21 protein-coding genes are annotated in these 26,203 nt (G+C 60.6%); 8 read left to right on the top strand and 13 right to left on the bottom strand.

All coding sequences use genetic code 11. The features are described 5' to 3' along the window. The 5 genes from AKG12_RS11415 to AKG12_RS11435 form a co-directional block, all read right to left on the bottom strand. Complete coding sequence (locus AKG12_RS11415) at nt 1–1,011, bottom strand: ABC transporter permease (protein ID WP_046801892.1); 1,011 nt, start codon at nt 1,009–1,011, stop codon at nt 1–3. Continuing rightward, nucleotides 1,008–2,009 carry an ABC transporter permease gene (locus tag AKG12_RS11420; RefSeq protein ID WP_046801893.1) on the bottom strand — a complete coding sequence of 334 codons (1,002 nt, stop codon included), beginning with the start codon at nt 2,007–2,009 and terminating at the stop codon, nt 1,008–1,010. The genes AKG12_RS11415 and AKG12_RS11420 overlap by 4 nt, the downstream gene beginning before the upstream one ends. A gap of 13 nt (nt 2,010–2,022) precedes the next feature. Then, nucleotides 2,023–3,558, bottom strand: a complete 1,536-nt coding sequence (locus AKG12_RS11425) for a sugar ABC transporter ATP-binding protein (RefSeq protein WP_052818882.1) — start codon at nt 3,556–3,558, stop codon at nt 2,023–2,025. 221 nt (nt 3,559–3,779) lie between these two features. Next, nucleotides 3,780–4,790, bottom strand: a complete 1,011-nt coding sequence (gene rhaS / locus AKG12_RS11430; protein WP_052818883.1) for a rhamnose ABC transporter substrate-binding protein — start codon at nt 4,788–4,790, stop codon at nt 3,780–3,782. Between the two features lie 47 nt (nt 4,791–4,837). Then, the gene (locus AKG12_RS11435) at nt 4,838–5,668 is read right to left on the bottom strand and encodes a DeoR/GlpR family DNA-binding transcription regulator (protein WP_052818884.1); all 831 of its coding nucleotides are present in this window, start codon (nt 5,666–5,668) and stop codon (nt 4,838–4,840) included. Nucleotides 5,669–5,868: 200 nt separating this feature from the next. Here AKG12_RS11435 and AKG12_RS11440 point away from each other — a divergent pair, with 200 nt between their 5' ends. Both AKG12_RS11440 and rhaI read left to right on the top strand, forming a co-directional pair. Then, nucleotides 5,869–7,965, top strand: a complete 2,097-nt coding sequence (locus tag AKG12_RS11440) for a bifunctional rhamnulose-1-phosphate aldolase/short-chain dehydrogenase (RefSeq protein ID WP_052818885.1) — start codon at nt 5,869–5,871, stop codon at nt 7,963–7,965. 51 nt (nt 7,966–8,016) lie between these two features. Next, the gene (rhaI, locus tag AKG12_RS11445; protein ID WP_052819073.1) at nt 8,017–9,309 is read left to right on the top strand and encodes an L-rhamnose catabolism isomerase; all 1,293 of its coding nucleotides are present in this window, start codon (nt 8,017–8,019) and stop codon (nt 9,307–9,309) included. A 162-nt stretch (nt 9,310–9,471) separates the two neighbouring features. Here the strand turns inward: rhaI and panB are convergent, their stop codons facing one another. The 8 genes from panB to AKG12_RS11485 form a co-directional block, all read right to left on the bottom strand. Further along, nucleotides 9,472–10,311, bottom strand: a complete 840-nt coding sequence (panB, locus tag AKG12_RS11450; RefSeq protein ID WP_052818886.1) for a 3-methyl-2-oxobutanoate hydroxymethyltransferase — start codon at nt 10,309–10,311, stop codon at nt 9,472–9,474. Continuing rightward, the gene (panC, locus tag AKG12_RS11455) at nt 10,308–11,186 is read right to left on the bottom strand and encodes a pantoate--beta-alanine ligase (RefSeq protein WP_052818887.1); all 879 of its coding nucleotides are present in this window, start codon (nt 11,184–11,186) and stop codon (nt 10,308–10,310) included. The genes panB and panC overlap by 4 nt, the downstream gene beginning before the upstream one ends. 142 nt (nt 11,187–11,328) lie before the next feature. Further along, nucleotides 11,329–12,105: an enoyl-CoA hydratase-related protein gene (locus AKG12_RS11460; RefSeq protein ID WP_052818888.1), complete on the bottom strand. Its 777-nt coding sequence runs from the start codon at nt 12,103–12,105 to the stop codon at nt 11,329–11,331. Beyond that, nucleotides 12,095–13,021 (bottom strand): hydroxymethylglutaryl-CoA lyase, encoded by a 927-nt coding sequence (locus AKG12_RS11465; protein ID WP_052818889.1) that lies wholly within the window; start codon nt 13,019–13,021, stop codon nt 12,095–12,097. Before AKG12_RS11465 ends, AKG12_RS11460 begins: the two co-directional genes overlap by 11 nt. Nucleotide 13,022: 1 nt before the next feature. Then, nucleotides 13,023–15,020 carry an acetyl/propionyl/methylcrotonyl-CoA carboxylase subunit alpha gene (locus tag AKG12_RS11470; protein WP_052818890.1) on the bottom strand — a complete coding sequence of 666 codons (1,998 nt, stop codon included), beginning with the start codon at nt 15,018–15,020 and terminating at the stop codon, nt 13,023–13,025. 7 nt (nt 15,021–15,027) lie between these two features. Beyond that, nucleotides 15,028–16,629 (bottom strand): carboxyl transferase domain-containing protein, encoded by a 1,602-nt coding sequence (locus tag AKG12_RS11475; protein ID WP_052818891.1) that lies wholly within the window; start codon nt 16,627–16,629, stop codon nt 15,028–15,030. Between the two features lie 9 nt (nt 16,630–16,638). Next, nucleotides 16,639–17,811 carry an isovaleryl-CoA dehydrogenase gene (locus AKG12_RS11480; RefSeq protein ID WP_046801904.1) on the bottom strand — a complete coding sequence of 391 codons (1,173 nt, stop codon included), beginning with the start codon at nt 17,809–17,811 and terminating at the stop codon, nt 16,639–16,641. 77 nt (nt 17,812–17,888) lie between these two features. Then, on the bottom strand, nt 17,889–18,362 hold the full coding sequence (locus AKG12_RS11485; RefSeq protein WP_035221263.1) for an Lrp/AsnC family transcriptional regulator: 474 nt from the start codon (nt 18,360–18,362) through the stop codon (nt 17,889–17,891). 183 nt (nt 18,363–18,545) lie between these two features. Between AKG12_RS11485 and AKG12_RS11490 the strand changes: the two genes are divergently transcribed. The 6 genes from AKG12_RS11490 to gpmI all read left to right on the top strand — a co-directional run bounded on the left by AKG12_RS11490 (nt 18,546) and on the right by gpmI (nt 26,132). Further along, nucleotides 18,546–19,709 (top strand): acetyl-CoA C-acyltransferase, encoded by a 1,164-nt coding sequence (locus AKG12_RS11490; protein WP_082178813.1) that lies wholly within the window; start codon nt 18,546–18,548, stop codon nt 19,707–19,709. A gap of 12 nt (nt 19,710–19,721) precedes the next feature. Further along, nucleotides 19,722–20,849: an acyl-CoA dehydrogenase family protein gene (locus AKG12_RS11495; RefSeq protein ID WP_052818892.1), complete on the top strand. Its 1,128-nt coding sequence runs from the start codon at nt 19,722–19,724 to the stop codon at nt 20,847–20,849. A 44-nt stretch (nt 20,850–20,893) separates the two neighbouring features. Next, nucleotides 20,894–22,132, top strand: coding sequence for a 3-methyl-2-oxobutanoate dehydrogenase (2-methylpropanoyl-transferring) subunit alpha (locus AKG12_RS11500; protein ID WP_046801907.1), 1,239 nt, complete (start codon nt 20,894–20,896; stop codon nt 22,130–22,132). Between the two features lie 3 nt (nt 22,133–22,135). Beyond that, the gene (locus AKG12_RS11505) at nt 22,136–23,149 is read left to right on the top strand and encodes an alpha-ketoacid dehydrogenase subunit beta (protein WP_046801908.1); all 1,014 of its coding nucleotides are present in this window, start codon (nt 22,136–22,138) and stop codon (nt 23,147–23,149) included. Nucleotides 23,150–23,151: 2 nt separating this feature from the next. Next, a complete protein-coding gene (locus tag AKG12_RS11510; protein WP_052818893.1) occupies nt 23,152–24,405 on the top strand; it encodes a dihydrolipoamide acetyltransferase family protein in 1,254 nt (417 codons plus the stop codon). A gap of 209 nt (nt 24,406–24,614) precedes the next feature. After that, nucleotides 24,615–26,132: a 2,3-bisphosphoglycerate-independent phosphoglycerate mutase gene (gpmI, locus tag AKG12_RS11515; RefSeq protein ID WP_052818894.1), complete on the top strand. Its 1,518-nt coding sequence runs from the start codon at nt 24,615–24,617 to the stop codon at nt 26,130–26,132. Nucleotides 26,133–26,203: the final 71 nt, after the last annotated feature.

The raw sequence follows: 26,203 nt of genomic DNA on the forward strand, positions 1-26,203 counted from the left end.
TCAGCCTCTCATGGCTCTAAGGCGACGAACGACGATAGGGATGGCGATGGTGATGATCAAAAGCAGGCCGACGAAAATCGACATGACGATACCAGGCACATTCAGCAGCCCGAGACCGAATGTGACGAGGCCCATGACGAAGGCGGCGATGACGACGCCGGCAATGGTGCCGGAGCCGCCGAGAATGGAGACGCCGCCCAGCACCACCATGGTCACCACCTCAAGCTCCCAGCCCTGAGCAATCGACGGGCGGGTTGAGCCGAGCCGCGAGGTGAGGCAGACGGCGGCGATGCCGCTCATCAGGCCGGTGAGCAGGAAGAGGATGAACTTCACGCGCTCGACGGGGATGCCGGAAAAACGGGCCGCGAAGGGATTGGTGCCGATGACATAGACCTGCCGGCCGAAATTGGTGGCATGCAGCAGAATGGCGAAGAGGACGGCCATGACGATGAAAAGCACAAATTCGAAAGAGATGACGGAGATCACGTAACCCTGGCCGAAATAGGCGAAATCGGCCGGATATTTGCCATAGGCCTGATCGCCCAGCACCATATAGGAGATGCCGCGAAACAGGCTCATCGTGCCGATGGTGACGACGATGGATGGCAGTTTCAGTCCCGCAACGAGAAAGCCGTTGAAAGCCCCGCACAAAACTCCGGTGCCGATGCCGATGGCGACGAGGCCGGGCGTGCCGACACCCATCTGCACCGCCGCACCCATGGCGGTGGAGGCGAGCGCGATGATGGCGGCGACGGACAGATCGATTTCACCGGCAATGATCAGAAGCGCCATGGCAAAGGCGATGATCGCCTTTTCGGTGAAGTTGAAGGTTGCGTCGGAGAGGTTCCAGGCATTGAGGAAATAGGGCGAGGCGAGCGAATTGGCGATGAAGATGAGGATCGCAACGCCAAGCAGCAACACTTCCCAGCTGGCCATGACACGGCGCAGCGGCGTACCGAGCTTGTCGGGGATAACACGTGGGCTCTGTGCCGGTTGAGACATCGGGCTCATGCTGCGGCCTCCTTGGCCTGATCGGCTGCCGCCCGGTCACGCAGGATGATGCGGCCTTTTCGAGCTTCGGCGCGGGCGTTGAAAACGACGGCAAGCACGATCACCACGCCTGATATCGCCATCTGCGCGAAGGGTGAAATGCCGATGACGGGCAGGGCGTTCTTGATGACGCCGAGAAACAGAGCGCCGAGCACCGCACCCGCCACCGAGCCGATGCCGCCGGCAATGGAGATGCCGCCGATCACATTGGCCGCCACGCTGTCCAGTTCGAAACCGGCGGCGATATCCACATAGGCAACGGCATAACGCGAGACCCAGAGATAGCTGGCGAGACCAGCGAGCGCCCCCGAGAGTACGAACGCGAAGAAGCGCGTGCGGCCGACATCGATGCCCGCATAGACGGCAGCACCGGGATTGCCGCCTGACGCATAGGCTGAGCGACCGAAGGAGGTGCGGCTGAGCACCAGCCAGGCACCGGCGATGATGAGGATCGCCACCCATGAAAGAACCGGCATGCCGAGCACCACGGTGCGTGGCACATTGAGGAAAGTGGGCGAAAGCTGGTGCGCATTCACCCACCCGCCGCCCGAGAGCACGAAGGCCATGCCGCGATAGATGGTGAGTGTGCCGAGCGTGACGACGATGGGCGGAATGCCGAGCCACCAGACCAGTACGCCGTTAAGCGAGCCGAGAAACGCACCGATGCCGACCGCCATGACGATCAGAAGCGGCAGCGGAATGCCGGGAAATGCGGCATTGGTCATCGCCACCGCCATGCCGGTGAAGGCGAGATTGGCGGCAACCGAAAGATCGATGGATTTGGTGAGAATGACCGCCATCTGGCCAAGCGCCAGAATGATGAGGATCGAGGTATCGTTGAAGATGTTAACCAGATTGGCCGGTCGGCTGAAACCGGGCGCGCGCAGCGCAAAACCGGCGATCATGATGATGATAATGCCTGCCAGCAGCCATTCGCGATTTTTGAGGAAACGTTGCATGGTTTTGCCCCTCTCAGGCGTTGCCGGTGGCGGCGCGCACCAGCTTTTCCGGAGAAAAATCGGCGCGTTCGAACTGGCCCGCCATCAGGCCTTCACGCATGACGATGGCGCGGTCGGACATGCCGAGGATTTCGGGAAGTTCGGATGAAATCATGATGATGGAAAGCCCTTCGGCCGCAAGCTCGCTGATGAAGCCATGCACGGCGGCCTTGGAACCGATATCGATGCCCTTGGTGGGCTCGTCGAGAATGATGACCTTGGGCTGGGTGGCGAGCCACTTGCCGATCACCACCTTCTGCTGGTTGCCGCCCGAAAGCGTGCCGACTGGAACGGAGAGTGCAGCCGCCCGCAGATTGAGACGGGACGCATATTTGCGTGCCAGCGCGAATTCATTGGCGGCCGCCAGAAACCCCTTGCGCGAGGTGCGCGTGAGCGAAGGCAGCGACATGTTCTGATAGATCGGCATGTCCAGCGCCAGACCGTGGCGGCCACGTTCTTCAGGCACATAAACGATGCCGGCACGGATCGCGTCCTCAGGCGAACGGATGGTGAGCGGCTGGCCGTTCAGCGTTACTTCTCCCGAAGCCGGACGGGTGATACCGAACAGCGACTGGCAGAGTTCGGAGCGGCCGGCGCCGATCAACCCATAAAGGCCAAGAATTTCACCCTTGCGCAGTTCCAGCGAAATATCGCGAAATTCCGTCTGGTGCGAATAATCGCGGACCGACAAAACCGTTGGGCCCAGCGTGACGGGCTGCTTGGGGAAGGCGTTCGTCACGTCGCGGCCAACCATCAGGCGCACGATCTCGTCCTGTGGCGTGGCTGCCAGATTGCCGGCGCCAACCATCTTGCCGTCACGGAAAACAGCGTAGTTCTCGGCGATTTCATAGACTTCATCGAACTTGTGGCTGATGAAGAGGATCGCCTTGCCCTGCCGCTTGAGGTTTTCGACGATGCGGAAGAGATCATCGATCTCCTTGCGGGAAAGCGCGGCCGTCGGCTCGTCCATGATCACGATGCGTGCTTCGACCGACAACGCCCGGGCGATGGCCACCAGGTGGCGCTGGGCAATGGACAGGTCTTTCAGCCGGATGGACGGATCGATGGTGCTTTCGAGCTGTTCCAGCAGAACTCTGGCGCGCGTATTGATTGTCCTCCAGTCGATCAGGCCGAAACGGCCTTTTGGCGCATGGCCGAGGAAGATGTTCTCGCCGACCGAAAGCTCGTCAAACAGCACGGTTTCCTGATGAATGGCGGTGACGCCGGCATCGATGGCGTCCTGCGCGCCGTGGAAGGTCACGGCCGTGCCGTCCAGCAGGATTTCGCCTTCGTTCGGGCGGTAGATGCCGGTGAGGATTTTGACGAGCGTGGATTTGCCCGCGCCGTTCTCGCCGATCAGCGCGGTGACCTTGCCGGGGTAAAGCGCGATATCGACGCCATCCAGCGCCTTCACGCCGGGGAATATCTGGCTGATGCCGCGCATTTCGAGAATGGGCGTTGAATTTGAAGCGTCGGCAATGTCTAAAATTTTCGTTTCGATACGCATCATCCGTCTTACCGGTCAGTTTGATTGAAGCGACGAGGGGCACCCCCCTCTGCCCTGCCGGGCATCTCCCCCTCAAGGGGGGAGATCGATATGCGGCACCGTTGAGGCCATCACTAAAGTTGAGAGTGAGCGAGCGTTATCGTCCAGCCGATCTCCCCCCTTTAGGGGGAGATGCCCGGCAGGGCAGAAGGGGGTAGCCTCCGCACCGCCGGATATTGCTCAGATCAGAAAATCTTCGAGAACTGATCAATATTCTTCGCGTCATAAACGAACGGATCGGCCATGGCCGCTTCGCTGTTTTCACCGACCTTGATCTTGCCCATGCGGCCGGCTTCGATTTCCGAGCCCGGCTTGCCGTCGGCTTCACCCTTCACAAGGCGGTAGGCGATCTGGGTGGCGGAGTAACCGAGGTCGATCGGGTTCCAGATGGCGAATTCCTTGGTGGCGCCGGACTTGATGGCGCCGGCCATTTCCGACGGCAGGCCAAGGCCGGTCACGAAGACCTGACCGATCTTGCCGGCATCCTTCACGGCCTGCGAAGCGGCGAGAACGCCAACCGTCGTCGGCGCGACGATGACCTTCACATTCGGCTGCGAGGAGAGCAGGCCCTGCGCTTCACGGTAGCTCTTGTCGGCAAGGTCGTCACCGTAAACTGTCGTGACGAGGTTGAGGCCGGGGAAGTCCTTCAGCTGCTTCTTCATCTCGTCGATCCAGATATTCTGGTTCGTGGAGGTGGTGGTGGCCGAAAGAATGGCGAAGTCACCCTTGCCGCCTTCCAGATGCGATGCGGCGAGCTGCAGGCACATCTTGCCGATCAGCGCGTTGGACGAAGGGTTGAGCTGGAGAATGCGGCCTTCAGGCGCGACGCCGGAATCCCAGGAAATGACCTTGATGCCGCGCTGCGCCGCCTTTTTCAGTGCCGGAACAACCGCGTCGGGGTCGTTGGCGGAGATTGCGATGGCGTCGACACCCTGCGCGATCAGCGAATTGATGACTTCGATCTGGCCTTCCGCCGTGGTGCTGGTCGGGCCGGTATAGATGATCTCGACGCCGCCGAGATCCTTCGCGGCCTCCTGCGCACCCTTGTTGGCGGCTTCGAAAAAGCCGTTGCCGAGTGACTTGACCACCAGGGCGATCTTGACGTCTGCTGCCTCAGCAACGCTGCCAAGCCCCGCGACGGAGAGCGCCGCGCTGAGTGCTAAAACGCTGGTCAATGTTCTGCGTGTAAGTTTCATGTCCCTTTTCCTCCCATTTTGAACCTTGTTTTTCCCTCCAGCGCTCCTCAAGCGACTGAAGAAGAATTCTCCTCATCCGGCGGACCGGCGGTTTTTCCCGCCGCCACCGCGCCGGCGATCAGCAATTCGACGCCGGCATCTTCCACCATCCTTGCCGCCTCGTCCGAAATCCCGTCATCGGTGATGATGGTCGAGACGTTTTCGAGCGGGCATAAAATCAGGCTGGACCGTTTTCTGAATTTCGAGGAATCGACCATCACGATCAATTCTTCCGCCTGCCGCATCAGCTTCTGTTCGCTCTGGATGACCAGCGCGTCGGATTCCATGATGCCAAGCGCGCCCACGCCCTGCGCGCCGAGAAAAATCCGCCGCGCATAAAAATTGCGGATCGCGTCGTTCTCGAAGGGCGACAGGATAAGGCTCTGGTCGCGATAGATTGCGCCGCCCGGCACGCTGACATTGCATTTGGAATGCTTGACCAGATGCTCGGCAATCGCGAAGGAATTGGTCATCACCTGCAGGCGGCGCGCCGCCATGTAATGCACCATCTGGAATGTGGTCGTGCCGCCATTCAGGATAATGGCATCGCCATCATTGCAGAGATCGACCGCCTTGCGCGCAATTGCGCGTTTCTTGTCGATATTGACCGATTCGGACACGCGGAATGGCCGTGCGGCCAGATTTCCGAGCTGCGGCGGATGCACCGCTTCCGCCCCGCCACGCACACGCCGCAACTTGCCCTGAACGTGCAGGGACGCGATATCCCGGCGGATCGTCGCTTCCGACGCATCCGTGAGTTCAGCAATATCCTGCACCGTCACAACAGCTTTTTCCTGTGTGGCGCTCAAGATGATGCGATGGCGTTCGCGTTCGTGCATGGGGTCCTCCTGATTGTGATTATTCGCAATCTCTTTACGTTGTCAATCAAGAACGATCAAATTAATCAATATCGCGCTGCAACATGAAAATTTATGATCGTTTTTGATTGACATTGTGCTTTTGGATGCGCGATACCTGCCATCAAAGGAGGCGGGCCGAGATCGGCTCCGCGAATGCAGACAGATATTGGGAGGAAGACATGACGGGAACATCCCGCCTTCTCGAAAGCCGTTGGGACGACGCTTACGCCAAGACGCTCGATGAGCCCGGCAAGCTGCTTTATCGCTCCAATCTCTTGGGTGCCGACAAGCGCATCACCAATTACGGCGGTGGAAATACCTCCGCAAAGGTACTGGAAATCGATCCGCTGACCGGTGAAAAGGTCCGTGTCATGTGGGTGAAAGGCTCCGGCGGCGATGTCGGCACCATCAAGCTTGATGGTTTTGCAACGCTTTATCTCGACAAGCTGGAAGCGCTGAAGGGCATTTATAAAGGTGTCGCAGACGAAGACCGCATGGTCGGCTTCCTGCCGCATTGCACCTTCAACCTCAATCCGCGCGCCGCCTCCATCGATACGCCGCTGCACGGTTTCGTGCCTTACGATCATGTCGATCACATGCATCCGGATGCGATCATTGCGATTGCCGCCTCGAAGAATTCTAAGGAACTGACGCAGCAGGTCTTTGGCGATGACATCGGCTGGCTGCCCTGGCGTCGCCCCGGTTTCCAGCTGGGTCTCGATCTCGAAGCTTTCGTCAAGGCCAATCCCAAGGCCAAGGGCGTCGTGCTGGAAAGCCACGGTCTCTTTACCTGGGATAATGACGCCAAGGCGTGTTACGAACTGACGCTTGCCATCATCAACAAGGCGATCGAATGGTTTGCGGCAGAGACCGAAGGCAAGACGATTTTCGGCGGCGCGGTGGCGAAAAGCCTGCCGCTTGCCGAACGCCGTGCGATTGCCGCCCGGCTGATGCCGGAAATTCGTGGCCGTATCGGCCGCGAAGAGCGCAAGCTCGGCCATTTCGATGATCAGGATGCGGTTCTGGAATTCGTCAATTCGAAAGATCTGAAGCCGCTCGGTGCGCTCGGTACATCTTGCCCGGACCACTTCCTGCGCACGAAAATCCGCCCGCTGATCCTTGATCTCGATACGGCAAATCCCGATGTGGATGCGTTGATGGCCGGTCTCGACAAGGCGCTTGACGCCTATCGCGCCGACTACAGCCGTTATTACGAGGCGTGCCGCCACGATAATTCGCCCAAGATGCGCGATCCGAACCCGGTGATTTTCCTGATCCCCGGCGTCGGCATGCTGTCCTTTGCCAAGGACAAGGCCACCGCTCGCATCGCCGGTGAGTTTTATGTCAACGCCATTAACGTCATGCGCGGCGCTTCCGCCGTCTCCGAATATCAGGGCCTGCCCGAGCAGGAAGCCTTTGATATCGAATATTGGCTGCTGGAAGAAGCGAAGTTGCAGCGCATGCCGAAGCCGAAAAGCCTTGCCGGCCGCGTGGCCTTCGTCACCGGCGGTGCCGGCGGCATTGGCCGGGCAACGGCGGAACGGCTGGCGGGCGAGGGCGCCTGCGTGGTTCTGGCGGATATTGACGAGGCGGCGCTGGAGGCTGCCAAGGGCGATTTCGTCAAGCGTTACAGCGCTGACGCGGTGCGTAGCGTCAAGCTGGACGTGACGCAGGAAGACGCCGTCATTTCCGCCTTCGCCGAAGCGAGCGTGGAATTTGGCGGCGTGGATATTCTCGTCTCCAATGCCGGTATCGCGTCCTCTGCGCCGGTTGAAGACACCACGCTTGCCATGTGGAACAAGAATATCGATATTCTCGCCACGGGTTATTTCCTCGTCTCGCGGGAGGCGTTCCGGTTGCTGCGGCGTCAGAATCTCGGCGGCAACGTCGTCTTCGTCGCCTCGAAAAACGGCCTTGCCTCTTCGCCCAATGCGTCGGCCTATTGCACGGCGAAGGCTGCGGAAATCCATCTCGCCCGTTGCCTTGCGCTCGAAGGGGCTGAAGCCGGCATTCGCGTCAACACCGTCAATCCCGATGCCGTGTTGCGTGGTTCGAAAATCTGGAACGGCGAGTGGCGCGAGCAGCGTGCGGCTTCGTCCAAGATCGAGGTGACCGATCTGGAGGAACATTACCGCAAGCGCTCGATGCTGAAGCTCAATGTGTTCCCGGAAGATATCGCCGAGGTGATCTATTTCCTGGCGTCAGATGCTTCGGCCAAATCGACCGGCAACATCATCAATGTCGATGCCGGTAACGCGCAGAGCTTCACGCGATAATATGGGACGGTGACAGGCGGCGGCAGCGCCGCCATGACCGGGGAGGAAGACATGACCGAAACGAAAATCGCCGCCGATGTGATCGCGGCCGAAAACGAAAAGCGCGCCGCCGCGCTGAAGGATGATTATCAGGCGCTGGGCAATCAGCTTGCACGTCGAAATATCGATATCGATGCGGTCACGGCCAAGGTGGCGGAGTTTTTCGTCGCCGTGCCCTCCTGGGGCGTCGGCACCGGCGGCACCCGCTTTGCACGGTTTCCGGGCACGGGGGAGCCACGCGGCATCTTCGACAAGCTGGATGATTGCGCTGTCATCAACCAGCTGACGCGCGCCACGCCGAATGTCTCCCTGCATATTCCCTGGGACAAGGAAGACCCAAAGCGGTTGAAGGCCCATGCCAATGCACTGGGTCTCGGCTTCGACGCCATGAATTCCAATACGTTTTCGGATGCGCCGGGCCAGAGCCATTCCTACAAATACGGTTCGCTCAGCCACACGGATGCCGCCACGCGCCGGCAGGCCGTGGAGCACAACATCGAATGTATCGAAATCGGCAACGCCATCGGCTCCAAGGCGCTGACGGTGTGGGTGGGTGACGGCTCGAATTTCCCCGGCCAGAGCAACTTCACCAGAAGCTTCGAGCGTTATCTCGCCGGCATGGCCGATATCTATAAGGCGCTGCCGGATGACTGGCGCATCTTTTCCGAACACAAGATGTATGAGCCGGCCTTCTATTCCACCGTCGTACAGGACTGGGGCACCAATTACCTGATCGCCAATACGCTCGGCGAAAAGGCCTTCTGCCTCGTCGATCTCGGCCATCATGCGCCCAACACCAATATTGAGATGATCGTCGCCCGGCTGATCCAGTTCGGCAAGCTCGGCGGTTTCCACTTCAACGACAGCAAATATGGCGATGACGATCTGGATGCAGGCTCAATCGAACCTTACCGCCTGTTCCTTGTTTTCAACGAGCTTGTCGATGCCGAACATCGCGGCGTGAAGGGTTTCCATCCCGCTCATATGATTGACCAGTCGCATAATGTGACGGACCCGATTGAAAGCCTGATCTCCAGCGCCAATGAAATTCGTCGCGCCTATGCGCAGGCGCTGCTGGTCGATCGCGCAGCTCTGGATGGCTATCAGCAGGAAAATGATGCGCTGCTGGCTTCCGATACACTGAAACGGGCTTACCGCACCGATGTTGAGCCGATCCTCGCGCAGGCCCGGCAATTGGCTGGGGGCGCAATCGACCCCATTGCGGCCTATCGGGCAAGCGGCTATCGCAAGCGGGTGGCGGCGGAACGACCTGCCTCGGTTGGTGGCAGCGGTGGGATTGTGTAGTCGCTCGATTTACTGGATGTCAAAAGCCTGCGATCAGGCCGAGTACACCGCTGGGAGCTGACAGCGTCGCGCCTCAACCTCTCCTTCGTCGCCCTCGGGCTCGACCCGAGGATGACGTCGAGTTTTGGTCAGGGCGTTGTCCAGCACATCAGCCCGGTTCCCTCACTCCCCCGAACGCGACGGCTTGCGAACCTGAAACGTATGCTCAGGCCCCGGAAATGCGCCGGAGCGCACCTCATCGGCATAACTTGTCGCTGCATCCGAAACCGCCGCACCAAGATCGGCAAAACGTTTAACGAATTTCGGTTTGAAGTCGGTGAAGAGGCCGAGCATGTCGTCGGAAACGAGCACCTGCCCATCGCAGGCCGGCGATGCGCCGATGCCGATGGTGGGGACGGAAAGTTTCTCGGTCAGCTCCCGGGCAAGCGGCTCGACGGTGCCTTCCACGACGATGGCGAAGGCGCCCGCCTGATCGACAGCAATCGCATCTCGCCAGATTTTCTGCGTTTCCGCTTCCGAATGGCCGAGCGAGCGGAAGCCGCCAGCGGTGTGGACAAGCTGCGGCATCAGCCCGACATGGCCAAAGACAGGAATGCCACGGGCCACGAGGAAGGCGATTGTCTCCGCCATTTCCTCGCCGCCTTCCAGCTTCACGCCGTCGCAGCCGGTGTCCTGCATCAGCCGCACCGCGTTGCGGAAGGCCTGTTCCTTGGATTCCTGATAGGTGCCAAAGGGAAGGTCGACAATAACGCAGGCTCGGTTGACGCCGCGCATGACGGCGCGGCCGTGGGCGATCATCATGTCCAGTGTGACACCAACCGTCGTGTCCATGCCGTAAAGCACCATGCCCAGGGAATCTCCCACCAGCAGCAGGTCGCAATGCGGATCGAGCAGGCGGGCGATCGGCGTCGTATAGGCGGTGAGGCTAACGATGCGCGCCTCACCTTTCATCTGCCGGATGGAGGCCGTCGTCAGCCGCTTCAGTTTTCCATGGGTACTCATCGTGCGGCCTCCTGTTGATTGGTTTTGTCGCGGCCGATGACGCGGTTGTCGAGAAGGCGCGTGCTGCCGAAGCGCACGAACAGCGCCACCAGTACGGGGCCTGCCTGCACGGAGGTAACCGGCGCCAGCGTATCGGGATCGCGCACCGCAACGACCTCCGGCGAAGCCAGTGGCTCAGCGGCGATGAACTTTTCTATCGCCGCTTCCAGGGCGGCGGGATCATCAAGGCCTTGGTCATAAAGCCGGTTAGCTTCTTCAAGCGCGCGCGGCACGATCACCGCGGCAGCACGTTGCTCGGGGGTCAGATAGACATTGCGCGAGGAGCAGGCGAGACCATCCGCCTCACGCACCGTCGCGACCGGCACGACCCGCACCGGCTGGGCAAGGTCTTCGACCATCCGCCGGATCAACGTCACCTGCTGATAGTCCTTTTCGCCGAAATAGGCCGCGTCCGGCTGGACGAGGTTAAAGAGCTTGGTCACGACGGTGGTGACGCCGGCAAAATGCCCCGGCCGCACCGCGCCTTCCAGCTGGCTGCCCAGTTCCGGCACATCCACGACGGTCGACATCGGGCGCGGATACATCTCCGTTACCTCTGGCGCGAACAGAATATCGACGCCCGCCTCTTCCAGCAACGCGCTATCGCGGGCGAGGTCACGCGGGTAACGCGCCAGATCCTCATTGGCGCCGAATTGCAGCGGATTGACGAAGATGGAAACCACCGTCACGTCGTTTTCTGCCTTGGCTTTGGCAACGAGTGTGAGGTGGCCGATATGGAGAAAACCCATGGTCGGCACAAAGCCGACAGTCTTGCCTTCGCGGCGAAAGGCGGAAATCGCATCCCGCAATTCGGCGACGGTTTTTACAAGGCGCATAGGGTCTCCTCCGGCTGCTCGATCACCGTCCGGCGAAAGGTGCTGGATAGAACGCGATTTGCTGAACCGGGTCAACGCGGCTGCGGGCATTATATCGATTAACGCCCCGGGGAGACGACGACTACGGTGAGCGTGCTGCTATTCAGGATGTGCCCGCCCATACAGGAGGCCGCTTTTCCGCAAAAGCCTGCCGTCCTTCGCGGGCTTCATCGCTGCGGCTGATGGTGGCGATGGTACTTTCGGCAAAGGTCAGCCGATCATCGGACGGCATGTCGCGCATCGCCAGCAAGGCTGCCTTTCCGGCTGCGATGGCGCCCGGCGCATTCTGTCGCAGTTTTGCAAGAACATCCTCGATCAAGCGATCGAGTTCGGCCGCAGGTGCTGCGCGATTGACAAGGCCGAGACGCGTTGCCTCCGGGGCGCTGACTGGCTGGCCGAGATAGGCCATTTCCTGAAGCCCACTCAACGGTATTTTCGCCAGAAGCTTCGCCGCCACCATGGCCGGGAAAAGCCCGACCCGCACTTCCGGCAGGCCGAATTCGGCGTGATCTGCGGCATAGGCAAGATCGCAGGCGGCAACGAGGCCTAGCCCGCCGGCCAAAACCCGGCCATTGATGCGGGCAATGACGGGTTTTTCGCATCGCTCGATGGCGCGCATCACATCGGCGATCGGGTTTGTTCCATCGCGCGAAAGAAACATGCCACCCGCGCTTTCCTTGAGATCGGCTCCCGAACAGAAACTGCGGTCTCCTGCTGCCGTTATTACCACGGCGCGCAGGCTGTGGTCACCGGATGCAGCGCGGATGGCATCCGTGAGCGCGTCCGTCATCGCAGCATTGAGGGCGTTGTGCACCTCGGGCCGGTTGAGCGTCAGCCACAGAACATCCTTGCGTGTCTCACACAACAACTCATCCGCCATTCAGGTCACCCTCCTGTTTTGCGGCGAGCAGCGCTTTTCCGGCGCGTACCGCGTTCGGCCTGCCGAGATGCCGGCTGATCCAGTCACCGGTCTTCGCTACCGCCATCAGGTCGATACCGGTTCCGATGCCAAGCCCCTGCAGCAGATAAACGACATCTTCGGTGGCGACATTGCCGCTCGCTCCCGGCGCAAAGGGGCAGCCGCCCAGCCCGGCAACGGAACTGTCGAAAACGACGATGCCTTCCTCAAGCGAGGCCAGCACATTGGCGACGCCCTGCCCATAGGTATCATGGAAATGCATGGCGATTTTTTCGCGCGGGATGCGGCTCGACACACGCTCGATGACATTGCGAATCCGGCCGGCCGTGCCGATGCCGATCGTATCGCCGAGCGAAATCTCATAGCAGCCCAGCGCGATAAGCGCCTCAGTCATTGCCGCCACCTCATCGGGCGCAACCGCGCCATCATAGGGGCAGCCGGCGATGCAGGAGACGTAACCGCGCATGCGGATATTTCGGCCAGTTGCGGCCTCTGCGACGTCGTGTAATCGTTCGAGGCTTTCCGCACGCGTGCAACCAATATTATGCTGGCTGAATCCTTCGGATGCGGAGACGAAAACGGCGATTTCCGTCACGCCGGCTTCAATGGCCGCCTCGAAACCTTTCATATTGGGAACGAGCGCCGGATAGGCTGTGCCTTGCCGCTGCTTCAGGCCCCGAAACACCGCCGCCGAATCCGCCATCTGCGGAACTCTTTTGGGCGACACGAAAGCTCCTGCCTCGACCGCTGGCAAACCGGCTGCGGCAAGTCGTTCGATCAATTCGATCTTGATGGCGGCGGGAACCTCGGCGCTTTCGTTCTGCAGGCCGTCACGCGCCCCCACCTCTACGATCTTCACGCTGCGGGGCCAGTCCATCTCACGCACCTTCCGGCTCGAAGTCTACCAGCACGGCACCGGCGGTCACCATATCGCCTTCGGCACAGTTGATGGCGGCGACGATACCTTTCGCCGGAGCACGTATCGTGTGCTCCATTTTCATTGCCTCCATTACCACCAGCGCCTCGCCCGCTTCGACGAGCGCACCTTTCTGGCTGAGCAAAGCGCGGATAATACCCGGCATGGGCGCCTCCAGACCGCCGGTGTGACTGGTGGAATCGGCAATATCGACCGGGTCCGGCTGGCTGATGCGATAGTGTTCGCTATCCAGAAAAAGGGCGGTGCTGCTACCTTCCGAAAAGAGATAGCCCTGCTTACCCCTGCCATCTATGGCCGCACGCAGCTCGCCATTTTCTGAGAGGTTCCCGGCGACATGGATCGACCCGCCGTCAATCTCCAGCGAAAACCCGTCCTCCTCATGAGTAACGGCAACCGTGAGCGGCTGGTGGTCGAGAGTGAAATTCAGGGTTTCCCGCGTTGGTGCATTCAGGCGGAAAGCGTTAGTGTTGTTCCAAGGGCTATAGGGATCGGTCGATGACAGAGAACCAGTCTTGGCCGCTTTCTGTCGCAAAAGAAGAAGGCCAAGCGCGGCTACAGCTTTCTCGCTCTCGCCGGTGGCTGCGGGGGCGAAAAGTGCCGCCTCGTTGCGGGCGATGAAGCCGGTATCGAGATCGGCGTTGGCGAAAGCCTCGAGCCTTGCAAGCCGCGCCAGAAAGGCAACATTGCTGGTGACACCGCATATTGCCAGTTTTTCCAGCGCCAGCCGCAGCCGCCGCACGGCGGCGGCTCGGTCATGATCCCAGACGATCAGCTTGGCGATCATCGGATCATAATGCACGGTGATCGCGTCTCCGGCGCGGATGCCGCTGTCGATCCTGAGATACGGGCCTTCATCGGGAAAAACGAGATGGCTGACCGTGCCGATTGACGGCAGGAAAGCATGCGCCGGGTCTTCGGCGTAAATCCGCGCCTCGATGGCATGGCCGTTGATGTCGAGATCGGTCCAGCTTTCCGGCAGGACCTCGCCGTTCGCGACGCGGATCTGCCATTCGACCAGATCGAGCCCGGTAATATATTCCGTCACCGGATGCTCGACCTGAAGCCTGGTGTTCATTTCCATGAAATAGAAGTCGCCGGAAGGGTCGAGCAGAAATTCCACGGTTCCCGCGCCGCGATAATCGATGGCGCGGGCGGCGGCGGTCGCTGCATCATACATGCGTTGCCGCAAGGCATCGGGCAGGCCGGGAGCGGGTGCCTCCTCTATGACCTTCTGGTGCCGGCGCTGGATCGAGCAATCGCGCTCGAAAAGCGAAACACAATTGCCGTGGCCATCGGCAAAGACCTGCACTTCCACATGCCGTGGCCGTTCGAGATATTTCTCGATCAACATGCGGTCATCGCCGAAGGCGGCAAGCGCCTCTCGCTTTGCGCCGGCAAGCTCCGCCGCAAAGTCGCGTTTCTTCCGCACGATGCGCATGCCCTTGCCGCCGCCACCGGCCGAGGCCTTGAGCAGAACGGGATAACCGATCGCCTCCGCCTCGCTGCTCAGCCGTTCTTCTGCCTGATCCTCCCCGTGATAGCCGGGAACGACGGGAACGCCGGCCTTCGCCATCAGCGCTTTCGCTTCGCTTTTCCCGCCCATGGCGCGGATTGCTGTGGCCGGCGGGCCGATGAAAACGAGCCCGGCAGCGGCGCAGGCTTCGGCGAAGCCGGCATTTTCGGAGAGGAAACCGTAACCGGGATGAATGGCTTGCGCGCCGGTCGCTTTTGCGGCGGCGATGATTTTTTCGCCGTCGAGATAGGAGGCACGCGCGGGCGCAGGGCCGATGGCAATTGCCTCGTCGGCCAGTGCCACATGCATGGCGTCACGGTCGGCGTCCGAATAAACGGCGACGGTGCGGATGCCCATGCTGCGGGCAGTGCGGATGATGCGGCAGGCGATTTCGCCCCTGTTGGCGATCAGTATTTTCGAGAACATCGTCGCCTCACATCCTGAATATGCCAAAACGGGTGGGTTCTATCGGTGCGTTAAGCGCCGCGGAAAGACCAAGGCCAAGCACGAGGCGGGTATCTTTCGGGTCGATGATGCCGTCATCCCACAGCCTTGCGCTGGCATAATAGGGATGTCCTTCCCGCTCGTATTTTTCCCGGATCGGCTGCTTGAAGGTCTCTTCGCCTTCTTTCGACCAGTGGCGGCCATCGGCCTCGATGCCGTCGCGGCGGATTTGCGCCAGAACGGAGGCCGCCTGTTCGCCGCCCATCACGGAAATGCGGGCATTTGGCCACATCCACAAAAAGCGCGGCGAGTAGGCGCGGCCGCACATGCCGTAATTGCCAGCCCCGAAGGAGCCGCCGATGATGACGGTGAATTTCGGCACCTTGGCTGAAGCGACGGCGGTGACGAGCTTGGCGCCATCCTTGGCGATGCCACCAGCCTCATAGGCCTTGCCGACCATGAAGCCGGTGATGTTCTGCAGGAACACCAGGGGAATGCCGCGCTGGCAGCAGAGTTCGATGAAATGCGCGCCCTTCAGCGCCGATTCCGAAAACAGAATGCCGTTATTGGCGATGATGCCGACAGGATAACCGTGGATGTGGGCGAAACCGCAGACCAGCGTCGTGCCGTAAAGCGCCTTGAACTCATCGAATTCGGAACCGTCCACCAGGCGGGCGATGATCTCGCGCACCTCGAAGGGTTTTCTCGTATCGGCGGGCACTATGCCGTAAAGTTCGTCCGCCGGATAAAGCGGTTCCGCCGGTTCGCGAATATCCAGCTCCACCTGTTTGCGGCGATTGAGGGTAGAAACGATCCGCCGGGTCAGCGCCAGCGCGTGGCGGTCGTCGTTGGCATAATGATCGGTGACACCGGATTGCCGCGAATGCACATCCGCGCCGCCCAGTTCTTCAGCCGTCACCACTTCCCCGGTCGCAGCCTTCACCAGCGGCGGGCCGCCGAGAAAGATCGTGCCCTGATTTTTGACGATGACGGACTGGTCGCTCATGGCGGGCACATAGGCCCCGCCCGCCGTGCAACTGCCCATCACCACGGCAATCTGGGCGATGCCTTCCGCCGACATATTGGCCTGATTATAGAAGATGCGGCCGAAATGATCGCGGTCGGGAAAGACTTCGTCCTGATTGGGCAGGTTCGCGCCGCCGGAATCCACGAGGTAAATGCAGGGCAGGCGGTTCTCAGTGGCGATTTCCTGCGCGCGCAGATGTTTTTTCACCGTCAGCGGATAATAGGTACCGCCCTTCACCGTCGCATCATTGGCAACGATCACGCATTCGCGGCCCGAGACCCGGCCGATGCCGGTGATAATGCCAGCGGCGGGAACGGGTTCGTCATACACCTCGTAAGCTGCAAATTGCGAAAATTCGAGGAATGGGCTGCCGGTATCAAGAAGGCCTTCGATGCGGTCGCGCGCCAGCAATTTGCCGCGGGAAAGATGCCGCTCGCGGGCCTTGTCGCCGCCGCCTTTGGAGATTTTTTCGACGTGCTGCCGCAGGTCATCCACCAGACCCGACATGAAATCGACATTGGCAGCGAAGGTGGGGTCGCGGCTCAGACTGGATGTAAGCTTCATCGCGCGTCCTCACCCGTTGCCTTTGACCAGTTCGCGACCGATCAGCATCCGGCGGATTTCGCTGGTGCCTGCGCCGATTTCATAGAGTTTAGCGTCGCGCAGCAGCCGTCCGGCCGGGCTTTCATTGACGTAACCGGAGCCGCCAAGAAGCTGGATCGCGTCCAGCGCCACCTGCGTCGCACGCTCGGCGGCGAAAAGGATCGCGCCTGCCGCATCCTGCCTTGTGATGCGGCCATTGTCGCAGGCCCGCGCCACGGCATAGACATAGGCGCGGGATGCATTCATGGCCGAATAGATATCGGCAAGCTTGCCCTGCACCAGTTGGAATTCGCCGATGGGTTTGCCGAATTGTTTGCGCTCGCGGGCATAGGGCAGCACCAGATCGATGGCCGCCTGCATGATGCCAACCGGGCCGGCAGCCAGCACGGCGCGCTCGTAATCGAGACCACTCATCAGCACCGTCACGCCGTCATTGAGGCGTCCGAGAATGTTTTCCTCCGGCACCTCGCAATCCTCGAAAACCAGCTCTGATGTGGGGGAACCACGCATGCCGAGCTTGTCGAGTTTCTGGGCCGGCCGAAACCCCTTGAAGCCTTTTTCGATCAGGAAGGCGGTGATGCCGCGCGGGCCGGCCGACATATCCGTCTTGGCGTAGACCACCAGCGTATCGGCCTCGTGGCCATTGGTGATCCACATCTTCGCGCCGTTCAGCACGTAGCGGTCGCCCCTGCGCTCCGCCTTCAGTCGCATCGACACGACATCCGATCCGGCTTCCGTCTCGCTCATGGCGAGCGAACCGACATGTTCGCCGGAGACGAGTTTCGGCAGATATCTGTGCTTCTGCTCTTGCGTTCCCCAGCGGTGGATCTGGTTGATGCAGAGGTTGGAATGAGCGCCATAGGAAAGGCCGATGGAAGCGGAAGCCCGGCTTATCTCCTCCATCGCCACGCAATGGGCGAGATAGCCCATGTCAGCACCGCCGAACTCCTCCGAAACGGTGATGCCGTGCAGGCCGAGATCACCCATTTGCGGCCAGAGCTGACGTGGGAAGTGGTCGTCCCTATCGATTTCTGCCGCCAGCGGGGCGATTTTATCGTCTGCGAATGCACTTGCGCTGTCGCGCAATGCTGCGATTTCCGGGCCGAGATCGGCGTCGAAAATGGCGGCGAGGTTCAAACTCATCGCGTCTCCTCCTCCGGACGGTATTTGCCGTCCCTTTTGTCAGCTGCCGGCACCTCCTCCGCGCCGGCAACCCTTGATTACGGCGCGTCACCTCCGGTGAAGGCGGCAGAACGGCGCACGAATGTCTTGATGGCAAAGTTGGACTGGATGCGCGACACGCCGGGAACCGTGGTCAGGAAATCCAGTAGCTCCTGATAATGCGGCAGGTCCCGCACCATGGCGTGGATCAGATAATCGGAACTGCCGCTCGTCTGGTAACCGCCCACGACTTCGGGGATAGAAGCGACGTGGTGTTCGAAGGTCGTCAGCGCTTCCTTGATCTGCCGCTCCAGCGTGACGGAGATGAAGACGCCCATATTGCCGAGCAGCCGGTTCTCATCGAACACGGCGGTATAGCCACGAATGATGCCTTCCTCTTCCAGCTTGCGCACGCGGCGCAGCGTCGGCGTGAAGGAAAGACCGATACGGGCCGCCAGATCGCGCCAGCTCACCCGCCCGTCATCGCCGAGCACATGCAAAATCTTGCGGTCGAAACTGTCGAGCTCAATCATGGATCATTTGCTCTATGATATGACTAATTGTTGGATCAAAGATATCGTCAATCAAAAAACTGTCAATCAAAATAGCTTTGAAATGAATTCGAGTTGGTGATAGCGTTCATGTCAGTCGAGGTCTGGAGGAGATCGCGATGACGGTCGTTTTCTCAAGCGAGAGAATGCCCAAGGGAGGTGAATTTGGCTGTGCATGACCCTGTCGTGATCGTCGGGGCCGCCCGTACTGCTATGGGTGGGTTCCAGGGCGAATTCAAATCGGTGGCTGCGCCCGATCTCGGTGCGGCGGCAATCCGCGCTGCCGTCGAGCGGGCCGCTATTCCAATTTCTGATATTGACGATGTGCTGATGGGGTGTGTGCTCACGGCCGGGCAGGGGCAGGCGCCCGCCAGACAGGCAGCCATTGCCGCCGGCATTCCCAATTCGATTGGCGCAACGACCATCAACAAGATGTGCGGCTCGGGCATGAAGGCGATCATGCTGGGCCATGACCAAGTCGCGGCGGGAACCGCCTCCATCGTGTTGGCCGGCGGCATGGAAAGCATGAGCAATGCGCCCTACCTGCTGGACCGTGCCCGAAATGGCTATCGTCTCGGCCACGGCAAGGTCATCGACCATATGTTTCTCGACGGTCTCGAGGATGCCTATGACAAGGGCCGGCTGATGGGTACTTTCGCGGAAGACTGCGCGCAAGACTACCAATTTACCCGCGCCATGCAGGACGACTATGCGCTCACCTCGCTGGAACGGGCGCGGCGCGCCATAGCAGAAGGTGCGTTCGAAGCGGAAATCACGCCTGTTGGCGATGTTGCCGTGGACGAGCAGCCGGGCAAGGCAAGGCCGGAGAAAATTCCGCAGCTGAAGCCCGCCTTTCGCGATGGCGGAACGGTGACGGCTGCGAATTCAAGTTCTATCTCCGATGGTGCGGCGGCGCTCGTTCTCATGCGTCGCTCCGAAGCGGAAAGGCGGGGTCTTTCACCGCTGGCGACCATTATCGGTCAGGCCGCCTATGCGGATGCCCCTGCCGGATATCCAACGGCTCCCATCGGCGCGATGAAAAAGCTGTTCGATAAAACCGGCTGGACGGCGAAGGATGTCGACCTGTTCGAAATCAACGAAGCCTTTGCCGTGGTGGCCATGGCGGCGATGCGCGATCTCGATCTGCCGCATGACAAGGTGAATGTGCATGGAGGGGCCTGTGCGCTCGGCCACCCGATCGGCGCTTCCGGCGCGAGGATCGTCGTCACATTGCTGGCCGCCCTGCAGCGCCACGGGTTGAAACGCGGCGTGGCCGCCGTCTGCATCGGCGGCGGTGAAGCAACCGCGCTCGGCATCGAGCGGCATTGAGGGGAGGCGGCGATGATCCTGAACGAAGCCCAGCAGCAGATCAGGGACATGGCCCGTGATTTCGCCCGCGAACGGCTGGCCCCCGGGGCTGCCGCGCGGGACCGGGAAAGCCGTTTCCCGAAAGACGAGTTGAAAGAGATGGGAGACCTCGGTTTCCTTGGCATGCTGGTCTCCGAGGATCATGGCGGGTCGGAAACCGGTGCCGTGGCCTATGCTCTTGCGCTGGAGGAAATCGCTGCCGGCGACGGGGCCTGTTCCACCATCATGAGTGTGCATAATTCAGTCGGCTGCGTGCCGATCCTGAAATTCGGGACCGAAGACCAGAAGCAGCGTTTCCTGCCGAAACTGGCTTCCGGCGAATGGATTGGCGGTTTTGCGCTGACCGAACCGCAGGCCGGCTCCGATGCCTCCAATCTGAAAACCCGGGCGCGGCGTGATGGTGACCGGTACATTCTGGACGGTGCAAAACAGTTCATCACGTCAGGCAAGAATGGTGATGTCGTCATCGTCTTTGCCGTCACCGATGCGGCGGCGGGCAAGAAGGGCATCACCGCTTTCATCGTGCCGACGGATACGCCGGGTTACGAGGTCATTCGGGTCGAGGAAAAGCTTGGCCTGCATTCGTCCGATACCTGCCAGATCGCTTTCACCGAGATGGCGGTCCCGGCCGAATTGCGGCTGGGCGAAGAAGGGCAGGGATATCGCATTGCGCTCGCCAATCTGGAAGGCGGCCGCATCGGCATCGCCGCGCAGGCCGTCGGCATGGCGCAGGCCGCCTTCGAGGCGGCGCGGGATTATGCCCGTGAGCGCAAGGCCTTTGGACAGGCGATTATCGAACATCAGGCGGTAGCGTTTCGGCTGGCAGATATGGCGACGCGCATTGCGGCGGCGCGGCAACTGGTGCTGCATGCAGCGGCGCTGAAGGAAGCGGGTGAGCCCTGTCTTTCGGAGGCGTCGATGGCCAAGCTCTTCGCCTCCGAAATGGCCGAGCGCGTCTGCTCGGACGCCATCCAGATTCACGGCGGTTATGGTTACATGGCGGGTTATCCGGTGGAGCGGATCTATCGCGATGTGCGTATCTGCCAGATTTACGAGGGAACAAGCGATGTCCAGCGCATGGTGATCGCTCGGAACCTGTGAGGATTGTTTCGCGGTCTGGAGGAGACCGTGACGGGAGGAGTAGAATGGATATATCAGAAACGCCACACCTCAGCCTGCATGTTCCGGAGCCTGCGGTGCGGCCCGGCGGGGAGCCGGATTTCTCCAATGTGAAGATACCCAAGGCGGGCACCGTGCCGCGTCCGGAGGTGGACGCCGCACCTGAAAGCATGCGCGATCTCGCCTATTCGATCATCCGCGTTCTCAATCATCAGGGCGAGGCTGTCGGGCCGTGGGCGGGGCTGCTTTCGGACGAGGAATTGCTGGTCGGCCTCAAGAACATGATGCGGCTTCGGGCTTTCGATGCCCGCATGCTGATGGCGCAGCGGCAGGGCAAAACCTCGTTTTATATGCAGCATCTGGGAGAGGAGGCGGTCAGTTGCGCATTCCGCAAGGCGCTTTCCAAGGGCGACATGAATTTCCCGACCTACAGGCAGGCCGGGCTGTTGATCGCCGATGACTATCCGCTCGTCACCATGATGAACCAGATCTATTCCAACGAACTCGACCCGCTGCATGGGCGGCAGTTGCCGGTTCTTTATTCCTCGAAGGAGCATGGTTTCTTCACCGTCTCCGGCAACCTCGCCACACAATATGTGCAGGCGGTCGGCTGGGCGATGGCCTCGGCCATCAAGGGCGATACGAAGATCGCGGCTGCGTGGATCGGTGACGGTTCGACGGCGGAGTCGGATTTCCACTCCGCGCTGGTCTTCGCCTCCACCTATAAGGCACCGGTCATCCTCAATATCGTCAATAATCAATGGGCCATTTCCACCTTTCAGGGCATTGCGCGCGGTGGCTCCGGCACATTTGCGGCGCGTGGGCTTGGCTTCGGTATTCCCGCGCTCCGGGTCGATGGCAATGATTATCTCGCCGTTTATGCCGTGGCGCGCTGGGCGGTGGAGCGGGCGCGCCGTAATCTCGGCCCGACGCTGATCGAATATGTCACCTATCGTGTCGGCGCCCATTCCACCTCGGACGATCCAAGCGCCTATCGCCCCAAGACCGAATCCGAAGCCTGGCCGCTGGGCGACCCGGTTCTCCGCCTCAAGAAGCATCTCACCCTGCGTGGCGTCTGGTCGGAAGAACGGCACCGGCAGGCGGAGGCGGAAATCGCGGACGAAGTGCTGGAAGCGCAACGCGAGTCGGAAAGCCACGGCACCCTGCATGAGGGCAAAAAACCGCCGAAAAAAGATATTTTTGAAGGCGTTTATGCCGAGATGCCGCCGCATCTCGCCCGCCAGCGCCAGAAGGCAGGATGGTAAGACATGGCAAGAATGACGATGATTGAAGCCGTCCGCAGCGCCATGGATGTGTCCATGGAGCGCAGCGACGATGTCGTGGTGTTCGGCGAAGATGTGGGTTATTTCGGCGGCGTCTTCCGCGCCACGCAGGGGCTGCAGGGGAAATACGGCAAGACCCGCTGTTTCGATGCGCCGATCAGCGAATCCGGCATTGTCGGCACGGCCATCGGCATGGCTGCTTATGGGTTGCGGCCCTGTGTCGAAATCCAGTTTGCCGATTACATGTATCCCGCTTACGACCAGATCACCCAGGAAGCGGCGCGTATCCGGTATCGCTCAAATGGCGATTTCACCTGCCCGATCGTGCTTAGAATGCCGACCGGCGGCGGCATTTTTGGCGGGCAGACGCATAGCCAGAGCCCGGAAGCGCTCTTTACCCATGTCTGCGGACTGAAGGTGGTGGTTCCCTCCAACCCCTATGACGCCAAGGGGCTGTTGATCGCCTCGATCGAAGACCCCGATCCGGTGATGTTTCTGGAGCCGAAGCGGCTCTATAACGGTCCCTTCGACGGCCATCACGACCGGCCGGTAACGCCGTGGTCCAAGCACGATATGGGCGAGGTGCCGGAGGGGCACTACACCATTCCCATCGGCAAGGCCGAAATCCGCCGCCCCGGAAACGATGTCACCGTCATCGCTTATGGCACCATGGTGCATGTGGCGCTGGCGGCAGCGGAAGAAACCGGAGTGGATGCCGAGATCATCGATCTGCGCAGCCTGCTGCCGCTTGATCTCGATAGTATCGTCAAATCCGTCTCCAAGACCGGCCGCTGCGTCATGGTGCATGAGGCGACGTTGACCTCCGGCTTTGGCGCAGAGGTGGTGTCGCTGGTGCAGGAACATTGTTTCTATCATCTGGAGGCGCCCGTCGTCCGTGTCGCCGGTTGGGATACGCCTTACCCGCATGCCCAGGAATGGGACTATTTTCCCGGACCCGCTCGCGTCGGGCGCGCACTTGTCGAAGTCATGGAGGCCTGATTATGGCGGAATATACCATTACGATGCCCGATGTCGGCGAAGGCGTTGCTGAAGCCGAACTGGTGGAATGGAACGTCAAGCCGGGCGATCCGGTACATGAGGACATGGTGCTGGCCGCTGTGATGACCGACAAGGCAACGGTTGAAATCCCGTCGCCGGTGGCGGGCATCGTCACCTGGCTGGCCGTGACGGTCGGAAACACCGTGCCGGTGAAAGCACCGCTCGTCCGCATCGAAACCGATGTCTCTGCCGACGCCCCAGAGCTCAACGCGCCGGAAGCCGAAGCGCCCGCGGATATGACGGAAGCACCGCCACCCGTTGAAAACCAGCCGGCTGTCCGCCAGGCCGAGGATGCGCCGCCGCCCCTTCCAGTCGAACCGCATCACAAACCGCTGGCGTCTCCCGCCGTTCGCCAGCGCGCCGACGATCTCGATATCGATCTCACAAAGGTCAAGGGAACCGGGCCGGACGGGCATATCACCCATGCCGATCTCGATGGGTTCTTAACCGTGCGGGAAAGGCCGGAACGCCCCGAGCCGGCAGCGGCCCACGATAGCGCCGTCGAGGAAGTGAAGGTGACGGGGCTGCGGCGCAAGATTGCCGAGAAGATGGTGCTCTCCGCTTCCCGTATTCCGCACATTACCTACGTCGAGGAAATCGACGTGACGGATCTCGAAGATTTGCGTGCGACCATGAACGGCAATCGTCGTTCCGGACAGCCGAAACTGACGATCCTGCCGTTTCTGATGCGCGCTCTGGTGAAAGCCGTGGCCGATCATCCCGGCATGAATGCCACTTTTGATGACGAGGTTGGTGTCATCAGCCACTACGAAGCCGTCCATATCGGCATTGCCACGCAGACACCGTCCGGCCTCACCGTTCCGGTCGTGCGCCACACCGAAACGCTCGGCCTTTGGGAATGCGCAGACGAAGTCGCACGCGTTGCCGAAGCCGCCCGCACTGGCACCGCGCATCGGGAAGAATTGATGGGCTCCACCATCACCATCAGTTCACTCGGAGCATTGGGCGGCGTGGTTTCGACGCCTATCATCAACCATCCGGAGGTGGCGATCATCGGCGTCAACAAGATCATGACGCGTCCGGTCTGGGATGGCACGCGCTTCGTGCCCCGCAAGATGATGAACCTGTCGTCCAGCTTTGATCACCGGGTGGTCGATGGCTGGGATGCGGCTGTCTTTATTCAGGCTATCAAGGCGCTCATGGAAAAGCCGGCTCTGATATTCATCGACGGCTGAGGTTTCATCCAAAAGCTTTTTTCCGTGAAGCGCTCCGGCTTCACGGAACTGTTTCGGTGTCGGTATAGGCTTGCGTTCGTGATCTTCGGGTATAGAAGAGAAGAACGAGAAGCATGTTTTCTCATCATGATCATAGTGGCGGACGGGGGCGCTCCGGTGCCCGGCGATCCGCTGTCCGCCGGCAACCGAATGAAGAAGAAGGTCCTCCCATGCGCACTCCCAAACCCGTTGTCCTGACTATTCTCGATGGCTGGGGGCTGAGTGAGGATAAATCCAGCAACGCACCGGTGCTGGCGAACACGCCCACCATGGACCGGCTTTTCGCCACCTGCCCGAATGCGACGCTGACCACTTTCGGACCGAATGTCGGCCTGCCCACCGGCCAGATGGGTAATTCCGAAGTCGGCCACACCAATATCGGCGCCGGCCGTATCGTTGCGATGGATCTCGGCCAGATCGATCTGGCGATCGAGGATGGCAGCTTTTTCCGCAATGCGGCGATGCTTGATTTCGCCGCCACCGTAAAGGCGGCGGGCGGCGTGGCGCATCTGATGTGCGTCGTTTCCGATGGCGGCGTCCATGGCCATATCCTCCACGGCCAGGCGGCGGTGAAGCTGATGATCAGCCACGGTCTGAAAGTCGTCGTGCACGCCATCACCGATGGCCGCGATGTCGCGCCGCAATCGGCGGAGGATTTTGTGGCGGCGCTCGTGGCGAGCCTGCCGCAAGGTGCCAGCATCGGCACCGTGATCGGTCGCTATTATGCGATGGATCGCGATAATCGCTGGGAGCGCGTTGAAAAGGCCTATGACGCCATGGTTCTCGGCAAGGGCGAACATGCGTCGGATGCGGTAAGCGCGGTCGCTCAGAGCTACAAGAACAATGTGACAGATGAATTCATCCTGCCGACGGTGATCAATGGTTATGAGGGCTTCAAGGCCGGCGATGGGTTGTTCTGCCTGAATTTCCGTGCCGACCGTGCCCGTGAAATCCTGCTTGCCATCGGTGCGGATGATTTTGATGGCTTTGCGCGTGAAAAGCCCGTGCTTTCGGCATTGCTTGGTATGGTGGAATATTCCACCCGCCACGCGGCTTTCATGACGACGGCCTATCCGAAGCGCGATATCGCCAATACGCTGGGCGCATGGGTGGCAAAACAGGGGCTCACGCAGTTCCGTCTTGCCGAAACCGAAAAATATCCGCATGTCACCTTCTTCCTGAATGGTGGCAAGGAAGAGCCGGAGGTGGGCGAAGACCGCTTCATGCCGAAATCCCCCAAGGTCGCGACGTATGATCTGCAGCCAGAAATGAGCGCGCCGGAAGTGACGGAGAAATTCGTCGAGGCGATCGGCAAGGGCTACGATCTCATCGTCACCAATTACGCCAATCCTGACATGGTTGGTCATACCGGTGATCTGCAGGCTGCGATCAAGGCCTGCGAAGCCGTGGATCGCGGGCTTGCCGCCGTCGTTGCCGCTCTCGAAAAAGTCGGTGGCGCCATGCTGGTAATCGCCGACCACGGCAATTGCGAAACCATGGTCGACCCAGTGACCGGCGGCCCGCACACGGCGCATACCATCAATCCGGTGCCGGTGATCCTGTTTGGCGGTCCGCAAGGCGCAAAGCTGCATGACGGCATTCTCGCCGATGTTGCGCCCACTTTGCTGCAATTGATGAACGTGGAGTTGCCCCCGGAAATGACGGGCAAGAGCCTGATCGACCTGTAATCGAAGGTCCTTGCGCGGGTGCTTTGCCACCCGCGCAGCCCATTTTTATCATGCCTGGGTATGAACGTTGG

The sequence above is a fragment of the Agrobacterium sp. SUL3 genome, assembly GCF_001263295.1.
GTDB classification, from domain to species: Bacteria; Pseudomonadota; Alphaproteobacteria; order Rhizobiales; family Rhizobiaceae; genus Agrobacterium; species Agrobacterium tomkonis.

Excerpts from the sequence above, each read along its gene's own strand:
- AKG12_RS11415 (WP_046801892.1), bottom strand. The coding sequence starts at position 1,011 with ATGAGCCCGATGTCTCAACCGGCACAGAGCCCACGTGTTATCCCCGAC.
- AKG12_RS11420 (WP_046801893.1), bottom strand. The coding sequence starts at position 2,009 with ATGCAACGTTTCCTCAAAAATCGCGAATGGCTGCTGGCAGGCATTATC.
- AKG12_RS11425 (WP_052818882.1), bottom strand. The coding sequence starts at position 3,558 with ATGATGCGTATCGAAACGAAAATTTTAGACATTGCCGACGCTTCAAAT.
- rhaS (WP_052818883.1), bottom strand. The coding sequence starts at position 4,790 with ATGAAACTTACACGCAGAACATTGACCAGCGTTTTAGCACTCAGCGCG.
- AKG12_RS11435 (WP_052818884.1), bottom strand. The coding sequence starts at position 5,668 with ATGCACGAACGCGAACGCCATCGCATCATCTTGAGCGCCACACAGGAA.
- AKG12_RS11440 (WP_052818885.1), top strand. The coding sequence starts at position 5,869 with ATGACGGGAACATCCCGCCTTCTCGAAAGCCGTTGGGACGACGCTTAC.
- rhaI (WP_052819073.1), top strand. The coding sequence starts at position 8,017 with ATGACCGAAACGAAAATCGCCGCCGATGTGATCGCGGCCGAAAACGAA.
- panB (WP_052818886.1), bottom strand. The coding sequence starts at position 10,311 with ATGAGTACCCATGGAAAACTGAAGCGGCTGACGACGGCCTCCATCCGG.
- panC (WP_052818887.1), bottom strand. The coding sequence starts at position 11,186 with ATGCGCCTTGTAAAAACCGTCGCCGAATTGCGGGATGCGATTTCCGCC.
- AKG12_RS11460 (WP_052818888.1), bottom strand. The coding sequence starts at position 12,105 with ATGGCGGATGAGTTGTTGTGTGAGACACGCAAGGATGTTCTGTGGCTG.
- AKG12_RS11465 (WP_052818889.1), bottom strand. The coding sequence starts at position 13,021 with ATGGACTGGCCCCGCAGCGTGAAGATCGTAGAGGTGGGGGCGCGTGAC.
- AKG12_RS11470 (WP_052818890.1), bottom strand. The coding sequence starts at position 15,020 with ATGTTCTCGAAAATACTGATCGCCAACAGGGGCGAAATCGCCTGCCGC.
- AKG12_RS11475 (WP_052818891.1), bottom strand. The coding sequence starts at position 16,629 with ATGAAGCTTACATCCAGTCTGAGCCGCGACCCCACCTTCGCTGCCAAT.
- AKG12_RS11480 (WP_046801904.1), bottom strand. The coding sequence starts at position 17,811 with ATGAGTTTGAACCTCGCCGCCATTTTCGACGCCGATCTCGGCCCGGAA.
- AKG12_RS11485 (WP_035221263.1), bottom strand. The coding sequence starts at position 18,362 with ATGATTGAGCTCGACAGTTTCGACCGCAAGATTTTGCATGTGCTCGGC.
- AKG12_RS11495 (WP_052818892.1), top strand. The coding sequence starts at position 19,722 with ATGATCCTGAACGAAGCCCAGCAGCAGATCAGGGACATGGCCCGTGAT.
- AKG12_RS11500 (WP_046801907.1), top strand. The coding sequence starts at position 20,894 with ATGGATATATCAGAAACGCCACACCTCAGCCTGCATGTTCCGGAGCCT.
- AKG12_RS11505 (WP_046801908.1), top strand. The coding sequence starts at position 22,136 with ATGGCAAGAATGACGATGATTGAAGCCGTCCGCAGCGCCATGGATGTG.
- AKG12_RS11510 (WP_052818893.1), top strand. The coding sequence starts at position 23,152 with ATGGCGGAATATACCATTACGATGCCCGATGTCGGCGAAGGCGTTGCT.
- gpmI (WP_052818894.1), top strand. The coding sequence starts at position 24,615 with ATGCGCACTCCCAAACCCGTTGTCCTGACTATTCTCGATGGCTGGGGG.